The 13,220-nt window shown below is 63.9% G+C and carries 13 protein-coding genes; 5 read left to right on the forward strand and 8 right to left on the reverse strand.

What is annotated here, in order from left to right:
- Nucleotides 1–209: 209 nt before the first annotated feature.
- The 5 genes from HNR62_RS13555 to HNR62_RS13570 form a co-directional block, all read right to left on the reverse strand.
- Nucleotides 210–896 (reverse strand): PspA/IM30 family protein, encoded by a 687-nt coding sequence (locus tag HNR62_RS13555; protein WP_204796615.1) that lies wholly within the window; start codon nucleotides 894–896, stop codon nucleotides 210–212.
- Nucleotides 893–1,294, reverse strand: coding sequence for a DUF2170 family protein (locus tag HNR62_RS13560; protein ID WP_204796616.1), 402 nt, complete (start codon nucleotides 1,292–1,294; stop codon nucleotides 893–895). The genes HNR62_RS13555 and HNR62_RS13560 overlap by 4 nt, the downstream gene beginning before the upstream one ends.
- A gap of 150 nt (nucleotides 1,295–1,444) precedes the next feature.
- On the reverse strand, nucleotides 1,445–2,026 hold the full coding sequence (locus HNR62_RS16210) for a phosphoribosyltransferase family protein (RefSeq protein WP_338044111.1): 582 nt from the start codon (nucleotides 2,024–2,026) through the stop codon (nucleotides 1,445–1,447).
- A 27-nt stretch (nucleotides 2,027–2,053) separates the two neighbouring features.
- A complete protein-coding gene (locus tag HNR62_RS16215; protein WP_239552808.1) occupies nucleotides 2,054–2,338 on the reverse strand; it encodes a ribose-phosphate pyrophosphokinase-like domain-containing protein in 285 nt (94 codons plus the stop codon).
- Entirely contained in the window at nucleotides 2,335–3,843 is a 1,509-nt protein-coding gene (locus HNR62_RS13570; protein ID WP_204796617.1) for a thymidine phosphorylase family protein, read from the reverse strand. Before HNR62_RS13570 ends, HNR62_RS16215 begins: the two co-directional genes overlap by 4 nt.
- Nucleotides 3,844–4,098: 255 nt before the next feature.
- On the opposite strand from HNR62_RS13570, the gene HNR62_RS13575 reads away from it, so the two are divergent.
- Nucleotides 4,099–4,344 (forward strand): hypothetical protein, encoded by a 246-nt coding sequence (locus HNR62_RS13575; RefSeq protein WP_204796618.1) that lies wholly within the window; start codon nucleotides 4,099–4,101, stop codon nucleotides 4,342–4,344.
- A gap of 199 nt (nucleotides 4,345–4,543) precedes the next feature.
- Here the strand turns inward: HNR62_RS13575 and HNR62_RS13580 are convergent, their stop codons facing one another.
- From HNR62_RS13580 to HNR62_RS13590, 3 genes are all read right to left on the reverse strand, one after another.
- Nucleotides 4,544–5,830 carry an MFS transporter gene (locus HNR62_RS13580; RefSeq protein WP_204796619.1) on the reverse strand — a complete coding sequence of 429 codons (1,287 nt, stop codon included), beginning with the start codon at nucleotides 5,828–5,830 and terminating at the stop codon, nucleotides 4,544–4,546.
- Between the two features lie 12 nt (nucleotides 5,831–5,842).
- Nucleotides 5,843–6,286, reverse strand: a complete 444-nt coding sequence (locus HNR62_RS13585; protein WP_204796620.1) for a YybH family protein — start codon at nucleotides 6,284–6,286, stop codon at nucleotides 5,843–5,845.
- Between the two features lie 157 nt (nucleotides 6,287–6,443).
- Nucleotides 6,444–7,340 (reverse strand): dienelactone hydrolase family protein, encoded by an 897-nt coding sequence (locus tag HNR62_RS13590; RefSeq protein WP_204796621.1) that lies wholly within the window; start codon nucleotides 7,338–7,340, stop codon nucleotides 6,444–6,446.
- 425 nt (nucleotides 7,341–7,765) lie between these two features.
- Between HNR62_RS13590 and HNR62_RS13595 the strand changes: the two genes are divergently transcribed.
- From HNR62_RS13595 to HNR62_RS13610, 4 genes are all read left to right on the forward strand, one after another.
- The gene (locus HNR62_RS13595) at nucleotides 7,766–8,491 is read left to right on the forward strand and encodes an ABC transporter ATP-binding protein (RefSeq protein ID WP_204796622.1); all 726 of its coding nucleotides are present in this window, start codon (nucleotides 7,766–7,768) and stop codon (nucleotides 8,489–8,491) included.
- A gap of 10 nt (nucleotides 8,492–8,501) precedes the next feature.
- Entirely contained in the window at nucleotides 8,502–10,853 is a 2,352-nt protein-coding gene (locus HNR62_RS13600) for an FtsX-like permease family protein (RefSeq protein WP_239552809.1), read from the forward strand.
- A 4-nt stretch (nucleotides 10,854–10,857) separates the two neighbouring features.
- Nucleotides 10,858–12,078 carry an efflux RND transporter periplasmic adaptor subunit gene (locus HNR62_RS13605; protein ID WP_204796624.1) on the forward strand — a complete coding sequence of 407 codons (1,221 nt, stop codon included), beginning with the start codon at nucleotides 10,858–10,860 and terminating at the stop codon, nucleotides 12,076–12,078.
- 231 nt (nucleotides 12,079–12,309) lie between these two features.
- Nucleotides 12,310–13,047, forward strand: a complete 738-nt coding sequence (locus tag HNR62_RS13610) for an endonuclease/exonuclease/phosphatase family protein (protein ID WP_204796625.1) — start codon at nucleotides 12,310–12,312, stop codon at nucleotides 13,045–13,047.
- Nucleotides 13,048–13,220 lie beyond the last annotated feature (173 nt).

Raw genomic sequence — 13,220 nt, forward strand, 5'->3', positions numbered from 1 at the left:
ACCCATTAAGTAATGCAGCCTAACAGATGTGGTCCTGTCGTCATCCCGCGGGTCCTCTCTTGTCATTCCCGCGAAGGCGGGAATCCAGGACTTGTGGCGCAGAGCGGTCAGACTGCTGCTTGTCTGCAAAGGCACTGGACCCCCGCGTTCGCGAGGGTGACGATAAAGGCGCGTTAGCTCCAGAATCCACATCAGTTACAGGATACTGCTTATTTACCCAGAATACGGGCCAGTTCATCCTCGGCGCCGGCAGACTGGCTGCCGGTAATGCCGGCGGACTTCAGCTTCTGCTCCAGGGCATCGCCGCTCTCGCTGGCGGCTCGCTCGGCGGCCACGTCCAGCTCGGCCTGACGCTGGGTCTGCTTCTGCTTGATGCGATCCAGGGATTCGACCGCAGTTGTCATCTTGGTGTTGGCACCGCCGTGGCGGGACGACACCGCCGCCTGGGCCTTTTGCACGCTTTCGGTGGCCTTGACCATGTCCAGTTGCTGTTCCAGCTGACGCAGACGGCCTTTGGCGGTGGTGATGTTGTTTTTCAGGCTCAGCTCGGAGGCGGCATACTGGTCGGCGTAGCGCTGCTCGCCGTCCTGCTCGTTTTTCAGCTCGGCCACCCGCTGGGCACATTCCAGCGCCAGCTCCTTGTTGTCCTTGGTCATGGCGGCGCGGGCGTGGGCTTCGTACTCCGCTATGCTGGCGCCGATGGCGTCCACCTTCTGTTTGGCCAGCTTGCGTTTGGCCATGATGCCGGTCAGGGCTTCATCGGAGCGGCGCAGCTCCTGTTTGGCTTCGCGAATTTCCTGCTCCAGAATACGCAGGGCCTGGCTGTCGGCCACGGCCTCGGCGGCCTCGTTGGCGCCCCCCTTGATGGCGGTCACCAGTTTTCTCCAAACGCTCATATGGTTACTCCTTGCAGCTGGTCCTGATACAGGTCGAGAAAGGCTTCGGTGTTGCGGAACAGGGTTTCCACCTCGATCAGCACGCTTTCTTCCTTCGAGCCGGCCGAAAGGGAGCCGAAGGCGATGTAATAGTCGTCACGGTTGATCTTGCTGATGCCGACCGTGGTCAGCGGAAACAGCTGATGGGTACGCAATATGGTGTCGTTCAGCACGGCGGCGTCGTTGACCTGGCTGGCGGGAAACAGCAGGGTTTCGGCGATGATCTGTTCACCGGCCACGGCGAGATAGGCTTCCAGCCCGTCGGCATTGGTGATCAGCAGGGAGTCGTTTTCGAGTGTGCATTGCCAGCCTTCGCGGGTGGCAAGCAGGCCGTGCAGTTGTTCCAGGGTCCAGGACATGCAGGTACTCCAGTGTTGGTAGGAAGTAAGATGAATGGCTCATCACTGCAGACAAGATAGAACAGAGTTGGTTCCGAAAGCTACCCTCATTCGCCCATCGAATGCGCCGGGGAAGCCCGGTCGGCGTCACTCGGGCGCGCTGATGAGCGGCTAACAGGCGGCCAGCCGTTCCCGGATGGGGGCCAGTAGCAGGGGGCTCAGATCGATGGCGTTGGAGGAGTGGGCAATGGCATTGGTGGTGATCAGTCGGCGCAGCCCGTTGTTGGTCAGCTGCTGCTCTATGTGGTCGGCAAAGAGCCCGTGAATGGCGGCGCAGTCCACCTTGTTCAATCCCTGAGCGTGCAATGCCTGCAGGCAGCGCAGCACCGTCTGGCCGCTGGAGATGACATCGTCGATGATCACCGCCGTGTGCCGGCGCCAGGCGGACAGATCCGGCAGCCGTACCGCTACCTGCCGATCGCCGCTGCGCACCTTGCTGCCCACCACATAATCATGGCCGCTCCGGGCGGCGATCTGCGCCACCCACTGTTCGCTCTCGGCATCCGGCCCCACCAGCAGCAGCGGCTCCTGCCGTTCGCCCAGCCAGCTGGCCAGCAGGGGCGCGGCCTGCACTACTGTGCTCGGCACGGTATAGATTTCAGCCAGGCGGTGATAGCGATGCAGATGCGGGTCGACGGTGACCAGCCAGTCGATTTGCGGCGACAGCAGCCGGGCGAAGGTGCGCGACGTCACCGCCTCGCCGGCGTGAAAGCATTTGTCCTAGCGCATGTAGCAGAGATAGGGCGCAATCAGGCCAATCTGGCTGGCACCCAGCTCCTTCAGGGTGTCGCACAAAAAGCTTAGGGGCAGAAACTTGTCGTCGGGACGGGACAGATCTGCCAGCACCAGTACCGGGCGGTCTTTTACCTCGGCGTGAATGCGCAGATAGCTTTCGCCATCCGGAAAGCGGCGCCGTTCCAGCCGGCCGACGTCGGCGTTCAGGCCCCGGCACAGGGGCGCGCACAGCGGATGCGCGTCATCCAGGGAAAACAGCAAGGGGGTCATGGGGCTTCTCCAACCATGAACATATCGTGATTGTTGGCGTAATAGGCCGCCGCATAGTCCAGTTCGCCCCGGCTGTCGGCGTAGAGGGTCAGCAAGGGCTGATCCTGCGCCAGGGCCTGACCCAGCTTGATATGCAGGCGCAGGCCGGCGGCGGGGGAAATGGGCGCGCCGGCCAGCTTGGCCAGCCGGGACAGGCGCCGGTTGTCCATGGCCAGCAGGGTGCCGCTGTGCCGGGCCCCCAGCTCGAGCCGGTGGGCGGCCTGCGGAATGGGCTTCATTCCGCCCTGGGCGTCGCAAATGCGTTTGAACTGCTCCCAGGACTGACCGGATGTCAGTATTTCCCGCGTCCGGGTCTGCGTGACTTCCAGGGTGCCGCTACCGGCCAGATTCAGCAGGTGGGCGGCGAGAAACAGCGCCCGCTCGCGCAAATCGGCGGGGGCCCCGGGCTCGTTGTTGAGCACGGCGAGGATATCCTGCGCCTCCTGAGCCGGCCCTATGCCATAGCCGATGGCCTCGGCGCCATCGGTGATCAGGCAGCGCATTTTTAGCCCCAGCGCCTGACCGACGGTATCGAACAGGCCGGCCAGGTGTCTGGCCTCGTGCTGGCTGCGCACCTTGGCGGTCGGCCCCACGGGAATGTCGATCAGCGCATGGGTAGAGCCGGCGGCCAGCTTCTTGGACAACACCGAGGCCACCAGCTGGCCGACCCCGTCGATGTCCAGCGCATGCTCGATACGGATCAGCATGTCGTCGGCGGGACTGAGGTTGACGGCACCGCCCCACACCAGGCAGGCATTGACCTGGCGTACCGTCTGCTGAATCTGTTCCAGGCTGAGGCGTACCCGGGTCAGCACTTCCATGGTATCGGCGGTACCCGAGGGGGAGGTGATGGCCCGGGACGAGGTCTTGGGCATGACCAGGCCGGCGGCGCTGGCGATGGCTACCACTATGGGGGTGGTTCTGTTGCCGGGCACGCCGCCGATGCAGTGCTTGTCGACCAGCTGCAGGGTGTCGGGCCAGGTCAGCCGTTTGCCGCTGGCCACCATGGCCTGGGTGAGGGCAATGATTTCCTGGGTGTTGAGCCGGTCGACCCCGGCGGTGATAAAGCTGGCAATCTGCATGTCCGAATAACGATGGGCGCTAATGTCGGCCACTATGTCGTGAATTTCCCGGGATGACAGGGTGTGACCGTAGATTTTTTTGCGTACCGCGCTCATGGAATGGAGCAGGGGGGCATGACTGATCTGCACCCGTTCCCCTCCCTTCAACGCCATGCGTTGCCAGGCGATGCGAGAGAAGCCGATATGGTCGGGCGGTAGCACCTTCTCGGTGACCACGTTGAGGGTGGCGATAAGGGTACGGTCTTCCAGGCCGATCTGGATACGGGTATTGGCGTTGAAGCCTTCGGCCCGACACACCTCGCAGTCGGCGCGCATGAACACCACCGGCTCCTGGTGAGTATCGATGCCCATTTCCATGGCAATCAGCGAATGAGAGGCGGACATGGCAAGCACCTTCTGTTTGGCTGGGTACAGGTCGGAACGGATTTTTCCTGGTTTTTAATAGACTAGCCCGGCCGGGTGAATCGTGCTTGAGCACAGGGGGCGGCTGAACGTGGCCGGGGACCTGCCCAAAAAGTTAACCGAATGGTGCTCGATAGACTAAATTGAAACTCATGCTTGAGTTGCGCATATCTCCAGCATCGGTGCATTAACATTTTTGTCAGACCTCCAATCAACATCACCAAGAAGGAAAGCAGCATGGCTTATGTGATTATCGGTGGCGAAAAGTACGAGAAAGAGTTGATCGACCTGGCCACGGCGCACACGACAGGGAAGGGCGAAGGCAAGATCTCAAAAGATGAGGCGGCCGATCTGTTAACATCGGCGCTGGATGGCCAGGGAGTGACGGACACCGAGATGAACACCCTGAAGTATATTCGCCAGAATTTTGATTTCACCGATGCTGCGGCAGCCTATTTTGACAACGAGGTTGCCAGGCTTTAACTGCCGACGGTACAACACCTATTCTGACCATTGCCCCTGAGTGAAAGCGCTAGCTTGCGGCCGGTGCCGGCGTTCCCGGTCGCCGGCCCTGGCGGTGATGGTCAGCAGCACTTCTTTGGGATCCGCATTCGAACACGGGGTGCCGGACGGTTGATGCATCATGATATAGCGCGAAGGGCGGGGAGTGAGCGGCTGCCCATTATCTTGGTTGGCGTTTGTGGCCGGGCTCGCGCACCCGGGCCAGCAGCACGGCGCCGAGTACGAACAACACCAGCAGGCTGAGGATAGACAGCCGGTTGCTGCCGCTCACCAGTGCCACCACCCCTACCAGCAGGGGCCCCAGCACCGCCGCGAACTTGCCGATCATGTTGAACAGGCCGAAGTAGGCGCCGGCTTGGTCGGCAGGGATCAGCCGGGCGTAGAAGGAGCGGGACAGCGCCTGCACCCCGCCCTGCACCAGGCCGATGGCCCCGGCCAGCAGGAAGAACTGGCTCTCGGTCTGCATGGCGTAGCCGCCGGCGGTGACCAGCGCATAGACCAGCAGCCCCAGGTAGATGGCCCGTTTGGTGCCGATGTGCTCGCCCAGATAGCCGAAGGCCACGGCGGCGGGAAAGGCGACAAACTGCACCAGCAGCAGGGCGACGATCAGGCTGTTGCTGGCAAAGCCCAGGGCCATACCGAAGTCCACTGCCATGCGGATGATGGTGTGCACCCCGTCGATATAGAGCCAGTAGGCGATGAGAAAGGTCAGCACCCCGGGGGTCTTGACCGCCTGGCGCAGTATGGCGACCAGCGCCGCGAAGCTGGTGTCGGTACCGGCACTGGCGGGCCGCTCCTTCACCCAGAAGAACAGCGGCAGGGCGAACAGCGTCCACCAAGCCGCCACCATCACGAAGGAGACCTTCACCGCCTGGGTGGCCGAGGCCAGGCCGAACCATTCCGGCTGGGTGGCCATCACCACGTTGAGCGCGAACAGCAGGCCACCGCCCAGGTAGCCCAGGGCATAGCCCCAGGCCGAGACCCGGTCGCTCTCTTCCGGGGCGGCCACGTCCACCAGCAGGGCGTCGTAGAAGGTGAGGCCGCCGAAAAAGCCGACGCTGGCGGCGGCGAACAGCAAGGCCGCCAGCAGCCACTGGCCCTCGCCGGCCCAGAACAGCCCGAGGGTGGGCAGCACCCCGATCAGGGTGAACAGCAACAGCAGGCGCTTCTTGGCGCCGCGCCTGTCGGCCACCGCCCCCAGCCAGGGGGACATCAGCATCACCAAGAGGCTGGCCGCCGAGCTGAACAGTCCCAGCCAGAAGGTGCTCTGGGCCGCCGCCATCTCCTCGGCCCAGTACTGCTTGAACAGCACCGGGAAGAAGCCGGCCAGCACGGTGGTGGCGAAGGTGGAGTTGGCCCAGTCGTACAGCGCCCAGGACCAGGTGGCACGGGTGTTAAGGGTGACGGTGGTCATGGGGTGAGAATCCTCGCATGGGGGGCTGATCATCGCATTCCTCCTTTATCGTTGGGTGTCCCCGGCGCGTGCCAAGCGCTCGAGTACCGCCAGCATGGCCGGTGATATATCCGTGTGATGATGGATCATCTTCCAGCTGTCGCCCGCTCGCCGGTAGAGGTTGGTGACCCTGTGCTCGATGGCAACCTGCTGGTCGGCGAGGGTAATCTGCCCCTGCTCGACGCCTGTTTCACAGGCCAGCTCTCCGGCAACGTGGATGCACTGCTGGTGCAGCTCGACCTTGCCACCGGAGGCAAGCCGGGCGACCTGTTCGAATGAGGCAAAGACTGCATCCCAGCCGACCTGCCGGCCGCCGATGGGATGCAGGGCCGTGACCATGGCCCCGTGCGACCAGATAGCGGCAAGCGGCTTGGCATCGCCGTTGGCCATGCGGGTCAGGGCCGCATAAAAGCGCAGGGATACGGTGCGAACTTCGTCTTCCGCTGACATGGGCTTTCTCCTGGTGTGGTTGGCTGAACCGGGTTGGTTAACGCCAGAGTGCGTCCTGGCGTCATTCTCATTCTGGTCTCGATCCGTGACACTCACAAATTTACCGGGGTGTTCATTTCATGTCTTTATCGCTTGAGACCCTGTCTATGATTTCGGCTTAGGGCCGCAGATGCTCGTTGAAAAAGGCGATGGTTCTTGACCAGGCCAGCTCGGCGGCCTCGGCATCGTACCTGGGGGTGGAATCGTTATGAAAGCCGTGCGGGGCATTGGCATACACAAATGCCTGATAGCGAATGCCATGCTGGTTGAGCGCCTGCTCGTACGCCGGCCACTGGGCATTGATACGCTCGTCCCGTTCGCCCATGTGCACCAGCAGCGCCGCCTTTATCCGGCCGACCTGATCCAGTTCGGGCGGCATACCGTAAAACGGCACGGCGGCATCCACCAGTTCGGGCAGACCGGCAGCCAGGCGGTTGGTCAGGCCGCCACCAAAACAGAAGCCCACCACGCCCAGCCTGCCGTTGCCGTTGTCCATGGCCGCCAGGAAGCGGGCCGCGGCGGCAAAGTCCGCCGCTATCTTGTCGCCATCCAGCCGTTGTTGCAGGGCGCGACCATCGTCATCATTGCCCGGATAGCCACCCAGCGGATACAGGGCGTCCGGGGCAAAGGCGATAAAACCCGCCTTGGCCAGCCGCCGGGCAACATCCTCGATATAGGGGTTGAGCCCGCGGTTCTCGTGGATCACCAGCACCGCCGGTAATGACGCCGGCACATGGCGGGGCATGACCAGGTATCCCCGTCCCTTGCCGTGACCGTTCGGTGACGTAAACTCCCGGTAGCTGGCCTGAATATCCGTGTCGTTGAACGACACTTGCTGGGCCCGGGCGTAGTCGGGGGTAAGCGCCTCGAACAAGGCAACCGCCGTCATGCTACCCATCGCCACACGCCCCAGTCCGGCCAGGAACTGGCGGCGATCGATCAGCCCGTGAGCATATTGATCATAGAGGCGGAATGCCTGTTCCGGGATCGATTGCGGGTTCATTTGCTTGCTCATCGGGCACCTCCTGCAGTTTATCCGGCCAAAGTCGGCATCGTATAGACCGGGATTCCATTCCTGTTTCGCCGCCCAGTCGATGGCCATATCGACTTCCGCTCGGGTCATGGCCCCGAGGGTATGGTTGTTGTCCGGCACCCTGTATTTACGACCCCTGTCGACAGGTGACGAAGCTTGGTACTGTGACAATAATGTTGGAGCGTCCAATAATACTTCTGCGTCAACTCGATGCTGTTAACTCGATGCTGTTAACTCTAGCAGTTCTCTGAGCCGGCAGCTTGACCGTAACCCTGAACACCCGGCTGCATGCATCTTATTCTATCCGTACCCGGTGGCGCGAGTGATGGCGGCATGTTCTAGCGGCATAGAGCGATAGCACTTAGGCTTTTGTTAAACCGCCGCCGCTATCACGCACGAGTGCCCCCATGACCGAACCACTGGATTATCGACTGCCCGCTTTTCGTACCCGGGATCTCACCCGGGTTTATGGCGAAGGTGCGGCCGCCGTGCAGGCGCTGCGCGGGGTGAACCTGGAGATCCCGGCCGGCGAGCTGGTGGTGCTGCTGGGCCCGTCCGGCAGCGGCAAGTCGACCCTGCTGAACCTGCTCGGCGGCCTGGATCGGGCCAGCAGCGGGCAACTGTGGTTTTTCGACCGGGAGCTGAGCGCCATGAACGAGGCCCGGCTGACCCGTTATCGACGCCATCATGTCGGCTTCGTGTTCCAGTCCTACAACCTGATGCCCAGCCTGACCGCCCGCGAGAACGTGGAGCTGGTCACCGAGCTGGCCGCAGAGCCGATGGCGGCAGACGAGGCGCTGGCCCTGGTGGGCCTGGACGAACGCGGCCATCATTTTCCCGCCCAGCTGTCCGGTGGCGAGCAGCAGCGGGTGGCCATCGCCCGCGCCATCGCCAAACGGCCTACCGTGCTGTTCTGCGACGAGCCGACCGGCGCGCTGGACAGCCACACCGGCCGGGTGGTGCTGCGGGCCTTGCAGGACGTGAACCGGCAACTGGGCACCACTGTGCTGATCGTTACCCATGCGGCGGCCACCGCCGCCATGGCCCACCGGGTGATCCACTTCGCCGATGGCCGCATCCGCAGGGTGGAGACTCACGACCACCGGCTCGATGCCGAGGCGATCGAATGGTAGGAGCGGCGTCATGAGCATGCTGGATCGCAAACTGGGGCGGGATCTGTGGCGGGTGCGGGGTCAGGCGCTGGCCATCATGCTGGTGATTTCCCTCGGGGTCATGCTGCTGGTGATGATGGACGGCCTGGTCAATTCCCTGAGCGAAACCCGGCACAGTTATTATCAGCGTTACCGGTTGGCGGAGATCTTCGCGCCGGTCAAGCGCGCGCAGCGCCGGCTGTTGACTGAGGTGGCCGCCCTGCCCGGGGTGGCGGTGGTCGAAGGGCGCATCAACGGCGGGGCCTTGCTCAACCTGCCGGGAGTAGCGGCGCCGATACGGGCCCGGATGCTGTCGCTGCCGACGCGGCTGAACCAGCTGGTGCTGTCGGCGGGGCGATTGCCCAACCCGGGCCGGCGGCATGAGGTACTGTTGCTGAACGGCTTTGCCCGGGCCCGGGGGCTGGCGCCGGGCGATACCCTGCTGGCGACGATGAACGGCGGGCGCCAGCGACTGACCATAGCCGGGCTGGCGCAGGCGCCGGAGTTTGTGTACACCACGGCCCCGGGCGAGCTGGTGCCCGACGACGGTCGCTTTGCGGTGATCTGGATGCAGGAGTCGGTGCTGGCGGCGGCCTTTGATCTGGAGGGCGCCGTCAACGAAATACTGTTAACCAGGACCCGGGGGGCGCGCGAGGCGGGGTTGATCGCCGCCCTCGACCGGCTGCTGGCGCCCTATGGTGCCCTGGGGGCCTACGGCCTGGCGGATCAGCTTTCCAATCGCTTTGTCGAGGAGGAGATTGCCGGACTCCGGGTATCGAGCCGGGTTGTGCCGCCGGTGTTTCTCGGGGTCGCCGCCTTTTTGCTGTACATGGTGCTGTCGCGCATGGTGCAGGCGGAGCGTGAGCAGATAGGCCTGCTCAAGGCCTTTGGTCACAGCGGCCGCGAAGTGGCGGTCCACTACCTGAAATTTGTGCTGGTGATCGCCCTGGGCGGCGCCCTGGCGGGATCGGTGATGGGCGTGCTCGCCGGGCGCGCCCTGAGCGGCTTCTACCAGCTGTATTACCAGTTTCCGTTTCTGCTGTTTCGGCTGGATCCCGCCGCCCTGGTGATTGGAGTCTCGGTCAGCATGCTGGCCGCCTCCGCCGGCGCCCTGCTGGTGTTGCGGCGGGTGCTGGCGCTGGCGCCTGCCACCGCCATGCGACCCCCTTCGCCGCCGGACTTCAGTCATGGCCTGCGCCTCGGGCCCCGGCTCGGCCGCTGGCTGGATCAACCCAGCCGCATGGTGCTGCGCAACCTGTGGCGGCGACCCGTCCGGGCGCTGCTGACGGTGCTGGGCATCGCCCTGGGCATGGCGCTGCCGGTAGCCATGCTGAGCGTGATGAATGGTTTCGACCGCGCCCTGGCGCTGACCTTCAACGACATCGACCGCAGCGATGTCACGGTCAGTTTCGTCGAGCCCCGGGGAAGCAAGAGCCTCTTTGCCCTCGCACAGCTGGACGGGGTACTGGCGCTGGAGCCGTTTCGTTCGGTACCGGTGATACTGCGCCATGATCGCTATCAGTATCGCGGTGCCATTACCGCCCTGATGGACGAGCCCAGGCTGTACCGTGCGCTGGATAAGGATCGCCAGCCCCTGGTTCTGCGCGCCGAGGGGGTCATTCTGGCGCGGGCGCTGGCGCAGAAGCTGTCGATAGCGCCGGGCGAGATGCTGAGCGTCGAGGTACGCGAAGGGCGTCGGCCGGTGCTGGCAATCCCGGTGGTGGGGCTGGCCGACACCCTGCTGGGTGCGCCCGCCTTCATGCAACTGGACGCGCTGAACCGGGTGATGGGGGAGCCGGGCCGGGTATCCGGCGCTTATCTGCGTATCGACACCGCCCGCAGCGCCGCGCTGTACCGGGAGATGAAAGAGATGCCGGTGGTGGCGGGCGTCAGCCTGCGGCAGGAGCGCCGGGAGGCCTTTCGCAAGGTGATGGACAGCGGCGCCGGGGCCACCCGTTACCTGATGGCCGCCATTGCCGGGGTCATTACCTTCGGCATCGTCTATAACGGGGCACGCATCGCCTTTGCCGAGCGGGCGCGGGAGCTGGCCGGCCTGCGGATCATGGGGCTGACCCGGGCCGAGGTGGGCTTTGTGCTGCTGGGGGAACTGGGGCTGCTCACCCTGTTGGCGCTGCCGCTGGGCTCCCTGCTGGGATACGGCCTGTCGCTGGCGGTGGCGGCCGGCTTCAGCACCGAGCTGTATCAGGTGCCGGTGGAGCTGGCGCCCGTCAGTCATGGTCAGGCGGTACTGGCGGTGCTGGCGGCGGCGCTGCTTTCCGGCATCGGGGTACAGCGCGACATCCACCGGCTGGATCTGGTGGCCGCCCTCAATATTCGAGAGTAGCGAGATGGCATCGAGACAGTCACGCAAGGGAATATTGCTCGCCGCCGCGCTGTTGCTGGCGGGGTTGCTCGGTTATGCCTTCTGGCCCCGGGCGATACCGGTGGAGACCGGCACGGTACGGCGGGGCGCCATGACGGTGACCATCGATGAAGAGGCGCGTACCCGGGTACGCCAGCGCTACATGGTGAGCGCCCCCGTGGCCGGGCGGCTGTTGCGGGTGACGCTGGAGGCCGGGGACCCGGTCACGGGTGGCAAAACCGAGCTGGCCCGGCTGGTGCCGGTTGTGGTCTCGCTGCTGGATGCTCGTGCTCGCGAGCAGGCCCTGGCTTTGGTGACGGCGGCCGAGGCCGCGCTCACCGCCGCCCGGTCGAACGTGGCGCGGGCGGGAGCCACCAGCCAACTGGCCGATGCCGAGTGGGTGCGCAACCAGCGGTTGTATCGACAGGGGCATCTATCCGCCTCGGCCCGGGATCGGGCGCGTCAATCGGCTGGGGCGGCCATCGCCACGCTGAATGCGGCCAACGCCGCCGTGGTGCAGCGCCAGGCCGAACTGGCCGCCGCCCGGGCGCAACTGGGGCAGGGATCGCCCGGTAGCGAGGGGGCCGGCAGCGAGGGAGTCGGTATTCCGCTGCTGGCGCCGGTATCGGGCCGGGTGCTGCAGCGACTGCAGCAGAGCGAAACCGTGGTGGCCGCCGGCACGCCCATCATGGAAATCGGCGATCCGGAACGGGATCTGGAGGTGCTGGTCGAGTTGCCCTCCGCCGAGGCGGTGCGGGTGACGCCCGGCAACCGGGTGCTGATCGATCACTGGGGCGGACCTCAGCCGCTGGCCGGGGTGGTGGATCGGATTGAGCCACGCGGTTTCACCAAGTTTTCGGCCCTGGGGGTAGAGGAGCAGCGGGTCAATGTGCTGATCCGCTTCGACGGCGAGCCCGCAGCCCGGCGCGGCCTGGGCCATGGCTATCGGGTGGAGGTGCGGATTCTGGTGTGGGAAGACGACAAGGCGCTGATGGCGCCGTCCAGCGCCCTGTTTCGGGAAGGAGAACAATGGGCGGTACTGGCGGCAGAGGGCAATCGGGCCCGGCTGACCCCGGTCACGGTCGGCCACGACAACGGCCGGCAGGCGCAGATACTGTCCGGGCTGAGTGAAGGGCAGCAACTGGTGCTGTATCCCCCGCCCGAACTGGCCGAGGGTGCGCGAATCGCACCGAACCCCGTCGATTGAGCCATTGGGTCATTTGTTGCAGGCCGAAAGGGTGAGCAGGACGAAGGGGGGCCGGAAGCCGCCAATGGCACATAAACAGCGCTAGAAAGTGTGTTTTGGCCAAAATAAAGCCCAAATCAAGCCAAAACGCGGCCAGAAATTGCGTGTTTAAGGCGTGGTGCAGAAGGAATATTTGTCGTTCCTTCTGCTAAGATGGAGTGACATTTTTCCGTCAAGGCAGGATGTTCTATTATGCTTCGCCCCCGAGTAACGCCGCATCAGCTTGTTCATCAGCACCAGCCACTGGATGGCGACAGGCTGGGCGTGATGTGCTGGAACACCCAGAAACTGACCCTGAGCGCCGAGTTTCGGTTATGTCTGAGCCAGTTGCTGGCGCGCTTTCCGACCCGGCTGCTGCTGCTGCAGGAAGCCAAGCTGGCCCTGAGCCATCGGCTGCAGCTGGACGGCTGGTCTTATGCGGTGTCGCCCAATATTCAGACGCCATCCCATCTGTTCGGGGTGCTGACCGCCGGTCAGTGCGCCTTCGACGACATCACGGTCCTGCTCAGTCACAACCGGGAACTGCGGTTCGCCACTCATAAAAGCCAGATCCTCACCCATCACCCCCTGAGCGGCGGCGACACCCTGCTGGTGGCCAATATTCACGCCATCAACTTCGTGCGCCACGGACACTTTCATCATGAAATCGCGGTGCTCAGGCAGATCCTTATGCAACACAGGGGGCCGCTGATTGTGGCCGGTGACTTCAACGTCTGGAGTCGCTCCCGGCGCCTTTATCTGGCCCAGTTCTGCCGGGCCATGGGACTGAAACAGGCAATCATGGAAGAGGAGCAGCACATCAAAAGCTACCTGCGCCAGCCGCTGGACTTTATCTTCTACCGGGATCTGACCCTGCACTCCGCCACCGCCATCAATACCCCCACGGTGTCGGATCACAACCCCATCTACGCGCAGTTTTCGCTGAGTTGAAAGCTGACCCCGCCCACCGGGATAAAGTGATCCAGGTAGAAAAATCGCTCAATAAGAGCCTAATGAGGCCGATTCGAGTTGACCTGGATCAATCCTTTCTTCCGACAACCGTGTTCACATAACGCTTGTCGCTCTGCATCGCCGCCATCTTTCCGCATTCTATATTGTCCAGG

It is taken from the genome of Oceanisphaera litoralis, assembly GCF_016907015.1.
Taxonomy (GTDB): Bacteria; Pseudomonadota; Gammaproteobacteria; order Enterobacterales; family Aeromonadaceae; genus Oceanimonas; species Oceanimonas litoralis.